The organism is Amycolatopsis solani (assembly GCF_033441515.1).
Lineage (GTDB): Bacteria > Actinomycetota > Actinomycetes > Mycobacteriales > Pseudonocardiaceae > Amycolatopsis > Amycolatopsis solani.
This window is the reverse complement of record NZ_JAWQJT010000002.1, coordinates 1702860-1721365: the sequence shown is the minus strand read 5'-3', so window position 1 is coordinate 1721365 and position 18506 is coordinate 1702860. Positions and strand designations below refer to the sequence as shown.

Genomic DNA, 18506 nt, shown 5'->3' with positions numbered 1-18506 from the left:
GTCCGCGATATCCGGCCGATCGTCCAGGAAGTGCGTATGACCGTCGCCCCGGTGGACGACCTGCTCGCCACGATGAAGATCGAGAGCTCGCGCTACGTGCGGGTGAGCGCCCGCGCGCCGTGGGGCATCGCCTTCCCCGCCCGGCACGTCGCGAGGCTCGTGCTGATTTCGAGTGGGTCGTGCTGGCTCACCGGAGCAGGGCTGGCCGAGCCGCAGCACCTGACGGCGGACGACTGCTTCCTGGTCCGCGCGGGTGTCGAGTTCGCGCTGCAGGACGAGCAGGGCCGCGTACTCGTCGACTGCGACGGCGTGGCCGGCGGCGAACCGCGTGGCGCGGAGGTCGGCGGCGACGGCGCGCTGACCGAGATCGTCTCCACGCGGTTCACCTTCGACGCCGTGGCGGCGGAGACGCTGTTCGCGCTCCTGCCGCCGCTGTTGCGGCTGAGCCCCGGCACGACCTCCGGTCGTCTCCTGCGCACGACGTTCGAGCTCATCGCCCAGGAGTCCGCGGTGAACGGCCTCGGCGCGGGTTTCGTCACGAGCCGCCTGTCCGACGTGCTGTTCGTCCAGGCGTTGCGCGCGTGCTGCAGTGACGTGGGCAGCGGCACGATCGGCTGGCTCGCGGCCCTGCGGGACCCCCAGCTGGCCGCGGCGATCCACGAACTGCACGCGAACCTCGACCACCCGTGGACGGTAGAGGCGCTCGCGCTCGCCGCCGGCATGTCGCGCTCGGCGTTCGCCGCCGCGTTCAAGGAGAAGACCGGCGACACGCCATTGGGTTACCTCACGTCGTGGCGCGTGTACCGGACCAAGACGCTGCTACGGGACACTTCTCTGAGCGTCCAGGAAATCGCCGTGCGGGTCGGTTACCACACCAGCACCGCGCTCAGCCGGGTATTCCTGCGCAGGGAAGGCGTTACGCCGGGCACGTGGCGGAAGCTGGCGCGCGACCGCGCGGCGACCGGGACCGCGGAAAGCATCGAGCCCGGCGGCACCGCGAAGGAGTAGCCCGCCTGCGCTCGTAACGGTGCTCGAGCTCGGAGCGACTAGCCACCACGTCGGCATCGTGCCGGGGCCGTTGCGGGCTCCGAAACCAGTGGAGGTCGTGGGAGCCGGGTGAATCTCTTCAGGAGGTCTCGGCGGAGCGCGAACCGTATCGGCGGAGTCCGGACCACGGCCGGCGCACCGGGCGGGCCGACGTCCAACGTCGTCACCGGCACGGTCGGCGGCCACGTCATCCAGGCACACGACATCGGCTCCGTGACCATCAACCAGTCGGTCGGCCTGCGACAGCGACGCCACGCGGCCTCGGTCGAGGACAGCCTGGCGGGGGTGCGGGCCAAGGTGTTCACGCAGTGGCGCAACGAAGTCGGCAACCGCGGCTTGCGCCAGCCGCGCCCCGTCCGGCTGCGCTGGCGGCCGGCCGGCCGGGGGGGGGCGAGGTGGCCGGCCCGTGGAAGCCGTTGCGCGGAGCCCTGGGGCAGGACCTCACCGACGAGCTTCCGTTCGCCCACGAACTGGTCGAAGCGTTCCGCGTCGATCCTCGCCGGCAACTGGTGGTGCTGGGCGCACCTGGCGCGGGCAAGACGACCCTCGCGATCCTCTACACGCTCGCCGCCGCGGCGCACCGGGACCACCCGGTGCCGCTCCTGCTCTCGATCGCCGGGTGGCGGCCGCGGAACCCCCGCGACGCGACCGGCGAACCGATCGAAACGTGGGTGGCCCGCAGAATCGCCGATGACCACCCCGAACTCGCCACCGGCGCCGACGGGCTGTGGGCGGGCAAGCGGCTGCTACCGGTGCTGGACGGCCTGGACGAGATGCCCGAGTCGATGCTCCCGCACGCGTTGGCCGACCTGGATCGCTCGGCCGGCGCCGGCTTGGACATGGTGCTCACCTGCCGCACCATCGAGTACGAACGCGGCTCGGCCGGTGGAAGCCTGCTCTCGCACGCGGCAGTCGTCGACATCGAACCGGTCAGTGTCGACGACGCCGCCGTCTACCTCACCCAGCGCGAGATCGCCCAGTCCCCGCGGTGGGACGGGGCGGTGGCGGAGATGCGCCGGGAGCCGGGCGGACCGCTCGCCACCGCACTGTCGACGCCGCTGATGATCAGCCTCGCCCGCCAGATCTACCGGGATCCCGCCAGCGACCCCACGGAGCTGACCCGGTTCGCCACGGCCGACGCCGCCGGGCAACACCTGCTCACCCAGTTCCTGCCCACGAGCTATCCCCGCGAACGTGAGTGCGTCCGCAGCACGCGGTGGCTGAGCTTCCTGGCCCACCACCTCCGAGATCGCGTCGCAGACCCCAACTACGAGTGGTGGCGGCTTTCCCGTTCGGTGCCGAGCGCGGTGATCGCGACGACGATCGTCGTGATCGGTACCGTTCTGGGTGCCACACTCACTCCGGCGTTGGCCCTCGCCCTCGGTTCTTCCAAGACCTTCGCCCAGCTCCTTCTCCCGGGTGTGGTCATCGGGTTGATCGCCGGTGTCATGGCCGCGCCTCGTTCGACCCGCACGGCAACAGCGGACGAGCAGGCCGCCGGCCCTCGTCTGCTGCGCACGATCTGCTCCGGCGTCGCTCAAGACATCGGGACGTTGCTGCAGGCGGTGTCCGCGATCAGCGCCGCCGCGTTGGGGATCGGTTACCTGGTCGCCGAACCGGCGATCGTCGCCACCGACTTCGGCGTTGTCGGGTGGTTGCGCGGGCTGTGGACGGGCGACTCGCAAACAAGCATTCCCACTTTGTCGATCGTTTTCGTCGTGCTCGGCGTGATCACGGTGACCAACGCCCTCAGCGCGCTCAACGGCGGCCTGCCGCGGCGCAGCACACCTCGGCTGCGGCTGCTGGTGCCGAGTCTGGCGGTCGGTCTCGCGATCGGCATGGCCGTCGCGCTCCCTTTCCTGGCGCTGGGGCTGGCCACCTCGGTCGGTGCGGGAACGGGTTTCGGGCTCTGGGCGCTCGTCGCCAGTTCCGTGGGTGTCCCGATCGGGTTGGCGCGCTGGCTCGCCACACCCGCGGAACACCAGGAGTCGAGTTCGCCGCAAAACCTGCTGCGCTGGGATCGGCGAGCGCTTCTCGTCACCGTCGCCGCCACCGCCGTGTTCGGTGCGGGCGCGACCGCGCTGGCCTCGTTGACCTTCCCGGCGAGGGACCAGCCGCCGCTCTTGCCGATCAGCCTGGTGATGGGGGTGGTCATCGGTGGCGTGGTGCTGATCGGCTCGGGCGCCGCATGGCTGACCTACACCGTGGCCCGCGTGTGGCTGGCCGTGACGGGCCGGCTTCCCTTCCGGCTTAACCGGTTCCTGCGCGAGGCGCACGCGGTGGGAGTGCTGCGCCAGACCGGCCCGGCGTATCAACTCCGCCACGACCTGCTCACCGACCACCTCGCCGACCGGTGGCATCCTTCCCCGGCCACGGCCGGTTCACGCCCGCTGCATCGCTGGGCACGGCGGCGGTGGCCGAAACCGCCGTCGCTGGTGGTCCTGGCCATTTCGATCGCCATGCTGGCGAGTCTCGTCCCGGCCATCTACCTCGCGAACGCTCCGTACCGCATGGACGGCCCGGTCACCGACGGCCGGGGGATGGCCCTCAGCCGGGACGGCCGCACCCTGGCCGCTTTCGACTCGGACAGGGGCTCGCCGATCGTCCGGCTGTGGGACGTGCGCAGCGGCCGCCTCAAGGCCACCCTCCAAGCCGATCCGAGGGTGCGCGTCATCGCGGCGATCGTCCTCACCACGAACGGCACCGAGCTCACCATGCTCACCGGTGATGCCGACGACGGCCCGCTCGGGGGCCGCGCGCTCAGGGGCTCGGTGTGGCGATGGCGAACCGAGCAGGATCGAGAGGCCCGGCTGCTCCCGGGCGCGGCCAGCCAGGAGAGCGATCCCTCCGTTGTCGGTTCGAGTTTCAGCCCCGACGGGAACACCGCCGCCATCGGGAGACGTGACGGATCCGTGCAGTTGTGGGACCTGGCCGGCGATCGCGGCGTAGGGCAGCGCATCCAGCCGTACGGGCCGGCGACTCCTGCCATCCGCAACCTCACCTACAGCGTCGACGGCCGCTCGCTGGCGTTCCTGCTCGACGACGGCTCGATCGCGGTGGTCGACGTGACGACCCACGCGGTGACCCGGACGCTTCCCGCCGGGACGATCTACCCGGCGGACGGCGACGGCCTGCGGTTGTTCGGCGTCGGCAACGGCGGTCACACGCTCGCGGCGGTGGACGGCAGCGGCGTGGTCGGGTTGTGGAACCTCGACAGCGGCGTGCGGGTGCGGCAGTTCGATACGGGGCCGGGCGGGTTCATGTCGATCGCGCTGAGCACGGACGGTTCGACGATGGCGATCGGCGAACACGACGGCACGATCGAACTGTCCGACCTGGCCACCGGCGACGTCAAGGGAACCCTCCGGCCTGCGGTGGGAGGGGTCAGGGCCTCCTTCTGGCGGCCGGACCACATGGTGTTCGCCCCGGACGACCGGTCCCTGGCCGCCACGTCGACGGGCGACCTCGCGCAGGTGTGGGACACACCGACATCTTGACGTCGGGCCGGATTCGCCCGGTACCAGCGTTCGACGATGTTGCGGCGCCGGTAGGCGACACGGTCGAAGGCCGGTGGGCGACCACCGGCCCGACCACGGCGCAGCCGGCCGGCTCGTTGGTCCCGGCGTTCGGGAATCGTCGCCGGGATGTGCCGCCGGCGCAGGCAGGACCGGATGGCCCGGCTGGAGTGGCCCTTGCCGGCCGGCATTCTGCTCGGCCGGACTGCGTGCGCTCGAGGCTCTGCAGCAGCGGGCGGTCGCGTCGAGCACCGCGTTCAGTGTGGTCGTCGCCGACCCTTTCGCCGACCTGCTGAGGTTTCCGGACCTGCCCGGCGGGCTTCGCATGCGCCACCCGTCTCCATGGAGCCGAGCCCGGGAATGTGCTTGCGCATCGCCACGACCACGTCCCGATTGATCACTACGGGTCCAGCTTGAGTGAGCCGTGGCCGACGTCGGTGCTGTCGGCGATGGCGCGGATCAGGTGCAGCAGGTCGTTGTGGAGTTCGTCGGTCATGCGGTCCTCGGCGACGCCGCGGAGGAACACGTGGTTGACGCCCCGGATCGCGGCTCGGCCGGCGGCTCCGAACAGGTCGTCGCGATCGGTTCCGTCGAAGGGGAAGCCGGTTCCGGGGGTTCGATGGGAGACCTCAGCCTCCGCCATGGCGACCACGGCGGGGTTGGCCAGAGCCATGCCGCGGGTGAGCAAGGCTTCCTCGTGGTCGACGTTGTCGCGCAGGTCGTGCCACCACCTGTCCACCAGATCGATGAACTCCACGCTGGGATCCTCTTGGTACAGCGCGATGATCCGCTGCTCGATGGACGCCGGCCATTCGGTGATGAAGTCGAGCTTCGACGGGAAGTAGCCCGTCACGGTCCGCGGCGCGACTTCGGCCGCCTCGGCGATGTCGGCGATCGTGGTCCGCTCGTACCCGCGTTCGGTGAACAGGCGCAGGGCCGTGTGCAGGATCAGCCGCCGTCGTCGTGCTTTGGATCGTTCCCGGAGCCCCGGACCGTCACTGGTCACCCGTACTCTCCCGCACTCCGTTGATCACCGCCTGCGCGGGCCAGCATACATGCGGCTCATGACAAAAATACCTGCTTGTGCAAACTTGCTATGCATGGCAATCTTTCGCCGGTCACCGGCTCCATGTCCGAACAGCCTGAGAGGAACAACCATGAGCGTGTCCTACGCGGACGCCGCCGGCTTCCCGGTCAGCGACCCCACCCCCATCGTCAGCTGCAGTCCCGTCTCCCTCGAGGTGCCGGGCAGGCCCGTGCCGCTGGAGCTCAAGATCTCGGCGCCCGTGACCGGGACCGACCTGCCGGTGATACTGCTCTCGCACGGGCACGGCATGGCCAACTTCCTCTCCTCGCTGCGGGGTTACGGCCCGGTCGCGGATTTCTGGGCTGCGCACGGGTTCGTCGTGGTCCAACCGACGCACCTGGACTCCACCGTGCTCGGGCTGCGCGACCAGGACCTGCCGGACGCGCCGCTGTTCTGGCGTGACCGCGTCGTCGACATGCACTTCATCCTCGATCACCTGGAGGACGTCCTCGCCGCGGTTCCGGGGCTGCCGGGCCGGGTCGACACCGAGAAGGTGGCCGCGGTCGGGCACTCGCTCGGTGGCACCACGGTCTCACTGCTGTTGGGCATGCAGGTGTCCGACCCGAATGACGGCCGGGAGAAGGACCTCTCCGATCCCCGGGTCAAAGCCGGCGTCGTGATCGGGGGACCGGGCATCGCCGACGAGTACTTCTCGCCGTGGGCTGCCGAGCACTACCCGATGATGAAGTACCTCGACTTCGGGCCGATGACCGGTACCGCGCTCGTCATCGCCGGCGACGACGACCTGAACCCCAACTTCTCCTCTCGGCTCAGCTACCGCTGGGACGCCTACACCCACAGCCCCGGCGGGAATAAGACGCTGCTGACCTTCCTGGGCGCACAGCACCTGTTCGGCGGGATCTCGGGCTACGACGCCGCGGAAACCACCGACGAGAACCCCGAGCGGGTCGCCGCTGCGGGCGTTGGTGTGGGCCTACCTGCGTTCCCAGTTGTTCCCCAGCGACACGTCCTGGGACATCGCCGTGAAAGTCCTCGAAACCCGCAAGACGCCGCTGGCGACGGTCGAAACCAAGTAGCCGCGGCCTACCTCGGAAGGAACTCATGAAAATCGCGATATGGTCACCACGTGGTCTACGGATCACGGACGCGCGCAGGTGAAGCGGGAACGCTTAGTCCGCGCGAGGCCGTCGCGTCCAGCGACGTGATCGTCACCGCCATCCCCGGCACGGCCGTGCTCGGTGCCTTGGAAGACATCGGGGATGACGTGCTGGCCGTGATGGCCTACCCGGCGACAGCGTGGCCCAGCGGGTGCAGGCACGGTTCCCGCGGGCCCGCGTCGTGAAGACCCTGAACACGATGAACTTCACCATCATGGTCGACCCACTGGCGTCGCTGTCCCAGGCGACTGTTTTCGTCAGTGGCGACGACAGCGCGGCCAAGACCGTGGTCACGGGCTTGCTCGGTGACCTGGGATGGCCCGAAAGCAGCGTCCTGGACCTGGGCGGCGTCCACACCGCCCTGGCCACCGAGCATGCTGCCCCGTTGTTCTTCGCGACCGCCGGGGCGCTGGGAACCGCGAAGTTCGCCATCTCCATATCCCGGTAGACCGCGGGCCTTCAGGCCGATGCCTCGCGTGCCCGCGCTCGGTAGCGACCTGGCGCGTTGCCGTGGGCCCGGCTGAAGGCTCTGCTGAACGCGGGAAGCGAGGTGTACCCGACCGCGGCGGCGACGCTTTCGACTGTGTCGTCGGTGTCGCGCAGCCGGACCGCGGCGAGGTCCATCCGCCACTGCGTCAGGTAGGCCCCCGGACTCTGCCCGATCGCGGCCGGGAACCTGCGGGCGAGCGTCGCGCGGGACACCGCGATCGCCGACGCCAGGGTGGTCGCGGTCCAGGGTCGCGACGGCTCGCGGTGGATGCGTTCCAGCGCCTCTCCGACGACCGGATCGGCCAGCATGCCGAGCCACGTCCCGGGCTGCTCGGCGGGCCAGGTCGCCAGCCAGGCCCGCAGCACCTGGATCAGCATGATGTCGGCGAGGCTGTTCAGCACGGCCGCCGTCGCCAGTTGCGGGTGGGCGAGTTCGCGGCCGAGCAGGCGCACCGCGTCGTCGAAACACGCCGCGCCGGCATCAGCGCGTACGTGGACCAGCGGCGGAAGCGCGCGGAGCACCTGGGTGCGCACCGCCGGGTCGTGGTCGTAGTGCATGGTCACCAGCCGGGTCCGCGCGGGTGCCGACCCGATCGTGACCATCTCGCCGGACTCGCGGGCACGGGCGGCGCCCGCCGCGTCGCAGGCCCGGGCCGTGACACCGGGCGCGCTCGCCAGCGTGTGCACGGTCCCGGCCGCCAGCAGCACGACATCGCCGGTGGTGAGCTCGCGCGGTTCCGCGCCGTCCACGAGCAGCCACGCGCCGCCGGACGTGATGGCGTGCATCGTCTCGCCGGGGCAGTCCTCCAGGCGGATGCCCCACGTGCCACCGGCCTCGATGCGGGTCCCGATCGTGCCCCGGACACCGGAAACGGCGAGCACGTCAGCCAGTACGTCCATGACCCGCACTGTACTGCTGACTCTCGCCGAGTGAGGCAGATAGCTAACAATCTGACGCGATCAGTCATCGTTCGTCGCTTCGCAGTCCCATACGTTGGCGGTACGGCACAACTGCGAAGAGAGGGAACAATGCACCTGCGTGGATCCACCGCACTCGTCACCGGAGCCAACCGGGACCTCGGCAGGGACTTCGCCCGGGAGCTGGTGAAGCGCGGCGCGGCGAAGGTCTACGCCACGGCACGCCGACCGGAGCTGGTCGATCTCCCGGGCGTCGAGGTGCTGCCGCTGGACGTCACCGACCCCGCGTCGGTCGCGGCGGCCGCTGCCGCGGCCGGGGACGTCACCCTGCTGGTCAACAACGCCGGAGTCTCCTACGGCGTCAACCTCGTCGACGGGGATCTGGACAAGATCCGGGCCACCCTCGACGTCCACGTCTACGGGACCCTGGCGATGATCCGCGCGTTCGCGCCGGTGCTGGGCGGCAACGGCGGCGGCGCGATCCTCAACGTGCTGTCGAACCTGTCGTGGCTGAGTTACGACGGGAACAACGCCTACGCCGTCGCCAAGTCCGCGGAGTGGAGCCTGACCAACGGCGTCCGGCTCGAGCTGGCCGGTCAGGGCACGCTCGTCAGTGGCCTGGTCTTCGGCCCCACCGCGACCGAGACCATGCGCACGCACGCGAGCGACGCGGTGATGAACGATCCGGTGGACATCGTCCGGACTGCGCTCGACGGGATCGAGGCCGGCGCGACCGAGATCATCGCCGACCGGTTCGGTGCGGAGGCGAAGGCCGCGCTGTCGGGGCCGCCCCGGGGATTCGTCCTGGAGACGGTTTCCCACGGATAGCGGGCGGGCACGCCGCTCACACGGTCGGCGTCGTCCATCGCGCCGCGTGTTCCCGCACGAACTGGGCGAAGGTACGGGGCGGACGGCCCGTCAGATCGAGGACCGCGGTGCTGAGCCGGTCTTCTTGGCCGGGCCGGACGCCGGCGTCAGCGGTGGCGAGGATCGTCGCGAACGCCGGGGGTATGCCCGCGGCCCGCAGATCGGCCGCCTGCTCGTCCGCGCTCACGTGCACCACCCGGACCTGCCGCCCGGTGCGGGTGGTGATGATCGCCGCCGCCTGCGGGTAGCTCAGCGCCTCCGGACCGGTGAGCAGGTGATCACGCTCATCGCGGGCGACGGCGAGGTCGGACATCAGGATCGCGGCGGCGGTGGCCGCGATGTCGCGCGCGTCGATCCACGCCACCCGACCATCACCGGCGGCAGTGCGGATCTGACCGGTGCGCCGGATCCGCTCGCCCAGCGGGTGCGGGCTCAGGAAGTTCTGCATGAACCCGGACGCCCGCAGGACAACCCCGCCTGGTTGCGCCCGGACGTGGGCTGCCAGCTCCTGCGCCGTGGGAGCAAGGGGTATGGCGGAGCCGAGGAGCACCACCTGCCGCACGCCGAGGGACTGCGCCCGACCGAGGAACGGCACGACCGCCGGTAACGGGTCCGCGCTCTGCGTCGGAGGCACGAGAAAAACCCGATCCTGTCCGGCCAGAGCTGCCGGATGGGTCGCCAGGTCGTCCCAGTCGAACCGCACCGCGTCCGGGTCGCCGGCGGCCGGCGTCCGGCTGCCCACCCGAACCGGGACGCCGTTGGCGCGCAGCAGTTTCACCAGCTCTCGGCCGATCTTCCCGGTCCCTCCGGTCACCAGAACGCCGGTCATCGGGGCAGCTGCCCCGATATATCGTTCGATGTGTATCGAATCATCATGGTGGCAGACGTTAGGCTATGATTCGATGTGCGTCAAACGATAGGACGGAGGAGCGGATGTCGCGCGCACTGCCCGAACCTTCTGCCGCCGCCTTCGATCTGACCGTCATTCTCGGCGCGCTCGCCGAACCGAGCAGACGGGCGTTGATGACCGAGCTGTATCGCGTTCCGGAGTCGGTCGACTGCGCCGTCGTGGTGGAAAAGACCGGCCTCGGCCTGAGCAACCCGACGATCTCCCACCACTACCGCGTGCTGCGAGAAGCAGGCCTGATCCGGACCTTCGCGGAAGGACGCAAGCGGATCGTCGAGGTACGCCGCGACGAGATGGAGGCCCGTTTTCCCGGCCTGCTGAACGCCATACTCCGGGCCTGACGCAGGAACGTGGTACGAGGCGTGGCGCGCACCGACATTGAGGGCCCGCCAGAACCGCCGGTCACCATGTGCGTTCATCCCCGGCGACCGATCCCGGTCAGGTCAGGCTCACCGATACGCCGGTCTGTCCGGAGGGGACTTCGCCGTGATGCGGAATCACTGTGCCCGCTTCGTAGGTCACGATGATCACCATGGGCAGGCCCGGCGTGGAGACGAACCCGCACCCACGTCCGCTTGCGCAGGGAGGCTCGGGCGGATCGGTGTAACCGGCGGCGACGGCGGCGTCGATTTGGGCTTGTGCAATTTCGACGGCAGAGCCGTTTCGAAGGGTAATAACCCCCAGGGTGAGTGGACCGTTGAGGCCCTTGCCGCCGGAGAACCGGTCTTTGAGGACCACTCCGTCCCTGGCGCCGATCTGTTCTGCCACTTCGGAAAGGTGCGCACTTCGCTGTGCACGCCAACGCCGCCGCCGCAGGAAACCCATGATCGGAGTCTATTCCGTGGGCCGGCGTAGTGCGGTGGCCTTCGTTGCGGACAGGTCGATCTCGTAAGCGACGCCGTCGAGTCCGAAGGGGACGGTCCGATCGGCCGGGCTGCTGTCCGTGCCGTCGAGTATCTCGATCGCGACCCTCTCGGCTGTCCGTTCACCGTTGTTGGGTGATGTTCACCCCGCACCGATGTCGCCGAGATCGAACGGCCTAGCGCGGCGCCGGTGAGGCCGCCGCGACGACGGGTGTCCGTTGAGGACCTTGCCAAGGACTTCCGCGCCGCGTAAGGCGGGCGGAGTACGAGTGGCGGGCCCGGTACGAACGTCCCGACGGGACGTGGGGAAGCAAGTGGCGACGCCGGTGCAGGCGTTGCGGGCGGCGATGCGTCTCTACGAGCTTCCGGATCCGCTTCTGGTGGCCGGTGTGGGAAGGCAACGAACTCGACGACGCCGGTGCGGGGGAGCGGCGCCCGCCGATCCTGCCGACGTTGACCTTCCACGAGGGGCGGCACACGCACCGCACGTGGCTGACCGAGGATGGGATCCCGGCGGGCGCGGCTGGGCCAGAAGCTGAAGGGCATCGCCCGCGTCTACGACCACGTGACCCCGGCGATGGTCAACCGGATCCTGGACGCCAGGGGAGCAGGCCAAGCTGATGTCCCGCACCTGCGGTCGCCCTCTGACGACTGAAGCCCTGTCCCTCCGAAGAGAGACAGGGCTTCTGGCCTGCAAAACAGATGGTGCGCGATACTGGGATTGAACCAGTGACCTCTTCCGTGTCAGGGAAGCGCTCTCCCGCTGAGCTAATCGCGCGAGGTGGAGACGGGATTCGAACCCGTGTACACGGCTTTGCAGGCCGTTGCCTCGCCTCTCGGCCACTCCACCGTGACAGGCTCGAGAGCCTACCGAGCGGATGACGGGATTCGAACCCGCGACCCTCACCTTGGCAAGGTGATGCGCTACCAGCTGCGCTACATCCGCACTCCTCAGCTCCGGGAAGGTGTTCCCCCGTCGCCGTGGTGTGGGAAAACCATATCGGACCCCGAAAACGGCGGCGACACCGGGGTGTCACTCCGCCGTTGCAAGCCCGTCATCAGGCCAGATCGTGGGGGATGAGGTGGGTGAGCGCGTCGTCGACGTCGACCCACAGGTGCTCGTTGCCCGGGAGGACCACGTCGTAGGTGCGGTCGAGGAAGTCGGCCAGCTCCTGGGCGGACGCCTCGAACATGGCGTGCCCGGACGGCGAGTTCAGCTCGATCAGCACGGACTCGGGGTCCTCGACGCTGGGGCGGATGCGGACGTCCCCGTCACCCGCGTCGGCCAGGAGGCCGTCCGCGAGGAGGTCGCGGGCGTACACCCACTCGACCCAGCCGGCGCGGCCGGTGCGGAAGGCGGCGACGACCGCGTACGGGTCGCGTGTGTCGTAGCGCAGCTCCACCTTGACCGGAACCGCGGGAGTCCGCGGCGCCAGCAGGTCGAAGACCGCCGTCGAGCGGAGCGTCACGTGATCGTTGCGCATCGTCCTACCCTTCGTCTCCCTTCCCGGCCCGGCCCGGCCGAGGGCGTCACCAGTGGGACGCATGAGGAGGCCCGATCCGTCGCGGGTGCGCCGCAGATCACCCGTTCAGGCTCATGAGCCCCCGTACTGCCGTCCGTGACCACCTCGCGGCACGCGTCTGACCGCGCGCCCCGCGAGGGCCCACGCGTCCATACTGCGCGGTTTAGTCGCCGGGCGATAGCACCGTCGCACGGGTGTCGAACGTGGTGTCGGGCGGCCCCCGGTCCGGACGACCCCGGCTAGCTCGGGGTTGTTCGTTCCGTACTCGCCGGTAAGCGGAGTGTGGTCGGCGAGGACCACCCGTTTGCAGGCGCCCGGAAGTCGTACGCTAAAGTTCCGGCAACACCGCGAGCGGGCGATTAGCTCAGCGGGAGAGCGCTTCGTTCACACCGAAGAGGTCACTGGTTCGATCCCAGTATCGCCCACATCAGCGCGACGCCGAAGGCCCTGGACTCACCCGTCCGGGGCCTTCGGCGTTTCTCGCGCCCGCAGGTCGGCTCGGCTTTCCCGTCGGACGGCGAACCGGAGTGAACGGTCCGTTCAGGCCGGCCGTATCTGTTCGGTAGAGCGGTTCGACCCCCGGTCGGGAGGGGGCGCCGGAACTGCGTCCGAAACCTGCCGCCGCGGCGGATTTCTGTCGAACCACGCCCCGCGGGAGGGCCCATGTGATCCTCGGCACGTGCCGGTGACCGGTCCGGCGGGGCACGTGCGACAAAAACCGGGGCGCGACCCGGTCCGGCGACGAACGTGACCGTCCGCTCACGGGCCGTCCGCGCGACGCCGTCCCGCCGCCCGCCGGGTCCACTGTGGACCACGGCGCGGGCGCAGTGTCCACAGTAGATTTCCCGGGGCCGCTCGGCCGTTCGGCGGCGCCTGGTCCACCCGGGTGCGGGTATCGCCCTTTTTGGCTACGGAACGTGATTTTTGTGGGGATACGCGCTATTACCCATCGTCATCATCTTGTTATCTTGCGGCCATTTTCTGGCGGGGAAGTGGCGCAGCATGTGGCTGGAAATCCTTGTAACGATGCTGAGAGAGTCGCCGATACCTTGCCGTGTGAAGCCTCTCCGGGCCACGCGCGAAAGCCGAGTCGTGATGACGCTCCGAAATCACTTCCGGTGACGCAGCGTGCCTGTGAGATCAACCGAATCCTTGTTCACGGGAGGTCAGATGGAAGAGTCGGTGCGGCCTTCGTACACGGTGAGCCAGCCACCGCCGCACATCGACCTCCAGGCCATCCCGCGTCCCGCCAAGAGGGGTGAGCAGCCGGGCGAGCCGGCCACGACGCCGTCCCCCAAGGCGTTGCCCGCGGCCTGGGAAGCGAGATACAGAGCCTGGGTCATCGGCAGCGACGTGTTCATCACGCTGCTGGTGATCGCGATCAGCGCGTTCGTCATCGATCGCGTTGCCCCGCACGACATGCACGCCTTCGGCACCATGCTCGCCGTCTTCGTCTCGCTGCCGGTCAGCCGGGCCTGGAGCCCGCGCGTGCTCGGCGAAGGCGCGGAGGAGTACCGCACGCTGGGCCGGGGCTTCCTCACCGCCGCCGTCCTGGTCGCCCTCGGCGGCCTGCTGTTCGGTGCGCTCGAGGTCCAGGTCTGGGTGTTCGTCGTCGTGCCCGCCATCGCGCTCGTCGCGTTCCCGCAGCGGTACCTGCTGCGCCAGGTGCTGCACCGCAAGCGCGCCAAGGGGCTCTGCCTGCTGCCGGTGATGGCCGCGGGCAGCCCGGAGACGGTCGCCGACCTGATCGCCCGCACCCGCTCGGAAGTGCACGTCGGCTGGCGCGTCGAGGCCGCCTGCACCTTCAGCGGCCACGGCGAAGAGCGCGACAGCGGCGAGATCGACGGCGTCCCGGTCGTCGGGCGGCTCGAGGAGCTGTCCCGCCACGTGCGCCGCGGCGGCTACCGGGTCGTGGCGATCACCGCCGACCAGTACTGGACGCCGAAGCGCCTGCAGCGGCTGGCCTGGGACATGGAGGGGACCGGCGCGGAGATGGTCGTGGCGCCGGTGCTGATGGAGGTCGCCGGCCCGCGGCTCAACGTCACCGGCGTGCTCGGCATGCCGCTGCTGCGGGTCACGGCGCCGATGTTCACCGGCGGGCGCCGGGTCGTGAAGGAGGTCGTCGACCGCTGCGGCTCGGCCTTCCTGCTGACGATGCTCTCGCCGCTGCTGCTGGTGATCGCGCTCGCGATCAAGCTGAACGACCGCGGCCCGGTGATCTACCGCCAGCGCCGCGTCGGCCGCGACGGCGCCGTCTTCACCATGCTCAAGTTCCGCACGATGGTCACCAACGCCGACGAGATCAAGCAGGCGCTGGCCGCGGACAACGAAGGCGCGGGGCCGCTGTTCAAGATGAAGCGCGATCCCCGGGTCACCCGCGTGGGTGGTTTCCTGCGGCGGTATTCGCTCGACGAGGTGCCCCAGCTGTTCAACGTCGTGTCCGGGAAGATGTCGCTCGTCGGCCCGCGCCCGCCGCTGCCGGAGGAGACGGCGCAGTACGCGCCCGACGCCCGCCGCCGCCTGCTGGTGAAGCCGGGGCTCACCGGGCTGTGGCAGGTGAGCGGCCGCAGCGACCTGACGTGGGCGGAGAGCATCCGGCTCGACCTGCGCTACGTCGAGGACTGGTCCCTGGCGCTCGACCTGGTGATCCTCTGGAAGACCTTCCGCGCGGTGATGGGCGGCCAGGGCGCCTACTGAGCCCACCGGACCCGCGCGCTCCGCCCACGGCCGCCGACCCCGCTGGAGGGGGTCGGCGGCCGTGTCTTCGGCTGTGATTCACACAACTGGTTGAACGCGAAATAGTTCAACGCTCAACCTGGTTGGACCGGGTACCGACCACCGGAAGGAACCCAGCCCGATGACCACCTTTGCCGAGCAGACCGAAGGCCTCCAGGTCCCCGCGGACGTCCAGAACCTCCTCTTCCGCGAGGCCCGCACGGCCAACAGTTTCAGCTCCGAGCCGGTGACCGAGGAGCAGGTCCGCGCGATCTACGACCTCGTCAAGTGGGCCCCGACGTCGATGAACACCCAGCCGCTGCGCGCGCTGGTGCTCCGGACCGCCGAGGCGAAGGCCCGCCTGCTGCCGCACCTGTCGCCGGGCAACCGGGACAAGACCGAAGCCGCTCCGCTGACCGTCGTGCTCGCCGCGGACGTCGACTTCCACGAGAACATCCCGCAGGTCTTCCCGCACGCCCCCCAGGTGAAGGACAACTTCTCCGACGAGCAGGGCCGCGTCGAGTTCTCCAAGCTGAACTCGCTGCTGCAGGTCGGCTACTTCATCATCGGCGTCCGCGCCGCCGGCCTGGCCGCCGGCCCGATGACCGGCTTCGACGCCCAGGGCGTCGACGACGAGTTCTTCGCGGACAAGAAGTGGCGCTCGCTGGTCGTGGTGAACGTCGGCAAGCCGGGCGAGAACCCGTGGTTCGACCGCCTGCCGCGCCTCGACTTCGACCAGGTCGTCGAGACCCTCTGACGCCGTTCGGACGGGCCGCTCCGGGAACCCGGGGCGGCCCGTCCGGCGTTCCCGGACGCGCGTGAGGCGCCCGCGAGCCGCCGACTAGCATCGACGGGGTCGTCTTTGTCACTCCAGCTTGAGGAGCAGATCGTGTCCCAGTCGCCCCCCGTTTCCCCCGTGGCCGCCTCCCGTGTGGTGGTACCGGCGGGCACTACGGCGGGCGCGGCGGTCCGCGAAGCCGGCCTGCCGACCAAGGGCGAGGACACGATCGTCGTGGTGCGCGACGCCGACGGGAAGCTGCGCGACCTCGCGTGGGCGCCCGAGGCCGACGCCGAAGTCGAGCCGGTCGCCGCGAACACCGAAGACGGGCGCAGCGTCATCCGCCATTCGGCGGCCCACGTGCTCGCCCAAGCCGTCCAGCAGCAATTCCCGGCGGCCAAGCTCGGCATCGGCCCGCCGGTGAAAGACGGCTTCTACTACGACTTCGCCGTGGACACTCCGTTCACCCCGGAGGACCTGCAGGCGCTCGAAAAGCGCATGAAGCAGATCGTGAAGGGGGCCCAGCAGTTCTCCCGGCGCGTTTTCGACTCCGTCGACGAGGCCAAGAAGGAGCTCGCGGACGAGCCGTTCAAGCTCGAACTGGTCGACCTCAAGTCCGAAGTGGACACCTCCGAGGTCATGGAGGTGGGCGAGGGCGAGCTCACCATCTACGACAATCTCGACCCGCGCACCAAGGAACGTGTCTGGAGTGACCTCTGCCGCGGGCCGCACGTGCCGACGACGAAGTTCATCCCCGCGTTCAAGCTGACCCGCGTCGCCGCGGCGTACTGGCGGGGGAGCGAGAAGAACCCGCAGCTGCAGCGGATCTACGGCACCGCGTGGGAGTCGGCCGAGGCGCAGGACGCCTACCTCGAGCGCATCGCCGAGGCCGAGCGCCGCGACCACCGCAAGCTCGGCGCCGAGCTCGACCTGTTCTCCTTCCCCGAGGAGATCGGCTCCGGCCTGCCGGTGTTCCACCCCAAGGGCGGCATCATCCGCCGCGAGCTGGAGAACTACTCGCGCCGCCGCCACGAAGAGGCCGGCTACGAGTTCGTGAACACCCCGCACATCAGCAAGGGCGAGCTGTTCCACACCTCCGGCCACCTGCCGTACTACGCGGACACGATGTTCCCGCCGGTGCAGTTCGACGAGGAGAACTACTACCTCAAGGCCATGAACTGCCCGATGCACAACCTGATCTTCCGCTCGCGCGGGCGGTCCTACCGCGAGCTGCCGCTGCGGCTGTTCGAGTTCGGCACGGTGTACCGCTACGAGAAGTCGGGCGTGGTGCACGGCCTCACCCGCGTGCGCGGGCTGACGATGGACGACTCGCACATCTACTGCACCAAGGAGCAGATGCCGGGTGAGCTCCGGTCGCTGCTGAAGTTCGTCCTCGACCTGCTGGCCGACTACGGCCTTTCCGACTTCTACCTCGAGCTGTCCACCCGCGGGGACTCCGACAAGTTCATCGGCGAGGACTGGGAGTGGGAGGAGGCCACCGAGACGCTGCGGCAGGCCGCCGTCGACTCCGGCCTCGAGCTGGTCCCGGACCCGGGCGGCGCGGCCTTCTACGGCCCCAAGATCTCGGTGCAGGCCAAGGACGCCATCGGCCGCACCTGGCAGATGTCGACCATCCAGCTGGACTTCAACCAGAACAAGCGGTTCGAGCTCGAGTACACCGCGCCGGACGGCTCGCGCCAGCGCCCGGTGATGATCCACCGCGCGCTCTTCGGCTCCATCGAGCGGTTCTTCGGCGTGCTGACCGAGCACTACGCGGGCGCGTTCCCGGCGTGGCTCGCGCCGGTGCAGGTGGTCGGCATCCCGATCACCGCCGACCAGGTCGAGCACCTGCAGGCCATCGAGAAGGCGTTGCGCGCCAAGGGCATCCGCGCCGAGGTCGACGCCAGCGACGACCGTATGCAGAAGAAGATCCGCACGCACACCACGCAGAAGGTGCCGTTCATGCTGCTGGCCGGTGCGAAGGACGTCGAGGCGGGCGCGGTGTCGTTCCGCTTCCGCGACGGCGGCCAGATCAACGGCGTGCCGGTCGACGCCGCCGTGGCCGCGATCGTCGAGTGGGTCGAGCGCCGCGAGAACGCTTCGCCCTCGGCCGAGGCGCTGGAGACGGTCGTTCGGTGAGTGACGGTCCGGAGCTCGTCGAGCAGCAGGGCGCCGGGGTCCAGGACGCGTTCCAGCGCCTCTGGACCCCGCACCGGATGGCCTACATCAAGGGTCAGGACAAGCCGGACGGCGATGAGGACACCGGCTGCCCGTTCTGCCGTATCCCTTCCCTGGACGACAAAACGGGGCTGATCGTCGCGCGCGGCGAGACGGTGTACGCGGTGCTGAACCTGTACCCGTACAACCCGGGCCACCTGATGGTGGTGCCGTACCGGCACGTCGCGGACTACACCGAGCTGACGGTCGAGGAGACCCGCGAGGTCGCGGAGTTCACGCAGCACGCGATGAAGGTGATCCGCGCGGTGTCGGGGGCGCACGGGTTCAACATCGGCCTGAACCAGGGCGTGATCGCCGGCGCGGGCATCGCGGCGCACCTGCACCAGCACCTGGTTCCGCGCTGGGGCGGGGACGCGAACTTCATGCCGGTGATCGGGCAGACGAAGGTGCTCCCGCAATTGCTGGGCGAAACGCGGGACCTGCTCGCCGACGCTTGGTGAC

16 protein-coding genes, 4 tRNA genes and 2 pseudogenes are annotated in these 18506 nt (G+C 69.7%); 12 read left to right on the top strand and 10 right to left on the bottom strand.

The window, feature by feature from the left end; all coding sequences use genetic code 11:
- Window positions 1-36: 36 nt before the first annotated feature.
- Both SD460_RS28380 and SD460_RS28375 read left to right on the top strand, forming a co-directional pair.
- Complete coding sequence (locus SD460_RS28380; RefSeq protein WP_290056487.1) at window positions 37-1008, top strand: AraC family transcriptional regulator; 972 nt, start codon at window positions 37-39, stop codon at window positions 1006-1008.
- A 434-nt stretch (window positions 1009-1442) separates the two neighbouring features.
- Complete coding sequence (locus tag SD460_RS28375; RefSeq protein ID WP_290056488.1) at window positions 1443-4544, top strand: NACHT and WD40 repeat domain-containing protein; 3102 nt, start codon at window positions 1443-1445, stop codon at window positions 4542-4544.
- Window positions 4545-4570: 26 nt separating this feature from the next.
- On the opposite strand, the pseudogene SD460_RS47020 reads toward SD460_RS28375, so the two are convergent.
- A pseudogene (locus SD460_RS47020) lies at window positions 4571-4741 on the bottom strand (IS5/IS1182 family transposase); the annotation flags it as partial.
- A gap of 221 nt (window positions 4742-4962) precedes the next feature.
- Window positions 4963-5568 (bottom strand): TetR/AcrR family transcriptional regulator, encoded by a 606-nt coding sequence (locus tag SD460_RS28365; RefSeq protein WP_290056489.1) that lies wholly within the window; start codon window positions 5566-5568, stop codon window positions 4963-4965.
- A gap of 151 nt (window positions 5569-5719) precedes the next feature.
- On the opposite strand from SD460_RS28365, the gene SD460_RS28360 reads away from it, so the two are divergent.
- Together SD460_RS28360 and SD460_RS28355 are read left to right on the top strand one after the other, a co-directional pair.
- The gene (locus SD460_RS28360) at window positions 5720-6715 is read left to right on the top strand and encodes an alpha/beta hydrolase family protein (protein ID WP_290056490.1); all 996 of its coding nucleotides are present in this window, start codon (window positions 5720-5722) and stop codon (window positions 6713-6715) included.
- 251 nt (window positions 6716-6966) lie between these two features.
- Window positions 6967-7215, top strand: coding sequence for an NAD(P)-binding domain-containing protein (locus SD460_RS28355; protein ID WP_290056492.1), 249 nt, complete (start codon window positions 6967-6969; stop codon window positions 7213-7215).
- Between the two features lie 11 nt (window positions 7216-7226).
- On the opposite strand, the gene SD460_RS28350 is transcribed toward SD460_RS28355, so the two are convergent.
- A complete protein-coding gene (locus SD460_RS28350) occupies window positions 7227-8156 on the bottom strand; it encodes an AraC family transcriptional regulator (RefSeq protein WP_290056493.1) in 930 nt (309 codons plus the stop codon).
- 129 nt (window positions 8157-8285) lie between these two features.
- Here SD460_RS28350 and SD460_RS28345 point away from each other — a divergent pair, with 129 nt between their 5' ends.
- On the top strand, window positions 8286-9002 hold the full coding sequence (locus tag SD460_RS28345; RefSeq protein WP_318306968.1) for an SDR family oxidoreductase: 717 nt from the start codon (window positions 8286-8288) through the stop codon (window positions 9000-9002).
- 16 nt (window positions 9003-9018) lie between these two features.
- On the opposite strand, the gene SD460_RS28340 is transcribed toward SD460_RS28345, so the two are convergent.
- The gene (locus SD460_RS28340) at window positions 9019-9870 is read right to left on the bottom strand and encodes an NAD(P)H-binding protein (protein WP_290056495.1); all 852 of its coding nucleotides are present in this window, start codon (window positions 9868-9870) and stop codon (window positions 9019-9021) included.
- 104 nt (window positions 9871-9974) lie between these two features.
- Here SD460_RS28340 and SD460_RS28335 point away from each other — a divergent pair, with 104 nt between their 5' ends.
- Window positions 9975-10289, top strand: a complete 315-nt coding sequence (locus tag SD460_RS28335; RefSeq protein ID WP_290056496.1) for an ArsR/SmtB family transcription factor — start codon at window positions 9975-9977, stop codon at window positions 10287-10289.
- A gap of 97 nt (window positions 10290-10386) precedes the next feature.
- Here the strand turns inward: SD460_RS28335 and SD460_RS28330 are convergent, their stop codons facing one another.
- Together SD460_RS28330 and SD460_RS28325 are read right to left on the bottom strand one after the other, a co-directional pair.
- On the bottom strand, window positions 10387-10773 hold the full coding sequence (locus tag SD460_RS28330) for a hypothetical protein (RefSeq protein WP_318306967.1): 387 nt from the start codon (window positions 10771-10773) through the stop codon (window positions 10387-10389).
- Between the two features lie 9 nt (window positions 10774-10782).
- A pseudogene (locus SD460_RS28325) lies at window positions 10783-10914 on the bottom strand (Lsr2 dimerization domain-containing protein); the annotation flags it as partial.
- Window positions 10915-11313: 399 nt separating this feature from the next.
- Between SD460_RS28325 and SD460_RS47015 the strand changes: the two are divergent.
- Entirely contained in the window at window positions 11314-11466 is a 153-nt protein-coding gene (locus SD460_RS47015; protein WP_438860615.1) for a hypothetical protein, read from the top strand.
- A gap of 48 nt (window positions 11467-11514) precedes the next feature.
- On the opposite strand, the gene SD460_RS28315 is transcribed toward SD460_RS47015, so the two are convergent.
- From SD460_RS28315 to SD460_RS28300, 4 genes are all read right to left on the bottom strand, one after another.
- Window positions 11515-11589, bottom strand: a tRNA-Val gene (locus SD460_RS28315).
- A gap of 1 nt (window position 11590) precedes the next feature.
- Window positions 11591-11661, bottom strand: a tRNA-Cys gene (locus tag SD460_RS28310).
- A 23-nt stretch (window positions 11662-11684) separates the two neighbouring features.
- Window positions 11685-11757, bottom strand: a tRNA-Gly gene (locus SD460_RS28305).
- A 112-nt stretch (window positions 11758-11869) separates the two neighbouring features.
- Entirely contained in the window at window positions 11870-12295 is a 426-nt protein-coding gene (locus SD460_RS28300; RefSeq protein WP_033293569.1) for an SsgA family sporulation/cell division regulator, read from the bottom strand.
- 392 nt (window positions 12296-12687) lie between these two features.
- Between SD460_RS28300 and SD460_RS28295 the strand changes: the two genes are divergently transcribed.
- The 5 genes from SD460_RS28295 to SD460_RS28275 all read left to right on the top strand — a co-directional run bounded on the left by SD460_RS28295 (window position 12688) and on the right by SD460_RS28275 (window position 18505).
- Window positions 12688-12759, top strand: a tRNA-Val gene (locus SD460_RS28295).
- A 745-nt stretch (window positions 12760-13504) separates the two neighbouring features.
- Entirely contained in the window at window positions 13505-15031 is a 1527-nt protein-coding gene (locus SD460_RS28290) for a sugar transferase (RefSeq protein WP_290056498.1), read from the top strand.
- Between the two features lie 160 nt (window positions 15032-15191).
- Window positions 15192-15806, top strand: coding sequence for a malonic semialdehyde reductase (locus SD460_RS28285; protein WP_318306966.1), 615 nt, complete (start codon window positions 15192-15194; stop codon window positions 15804-15806).
- Between the two features lie 132 nt (window positions 15807-15938).
- The gene (gene thrS, locus SD460_RS28280; RefSeq protein WP_318306965.1) at window positions 15939-17966 is read left to right on the top strand and encodes a threonine--tRNA ligase; all 2028 of its coding nucleotides are present in this window, start codon (window positions 15939-15941) and stop codon (window positions 17964-17966) included.
- On the top strand, window positions 17963-18505 hold the full coding sequence (locus tag SD460_RS28275) for an HIT family protein (protein ID WP_290056500.1): 543 nt from the start codon (window positions 17963-17965) through the stop codon (window positions 18503-18505). Before thrS ends, SD460_RS28275 begins: the two co-directional genes overlap by 4 nt.
- Window position 18506 lies beyond the last annotated feature (1 nt).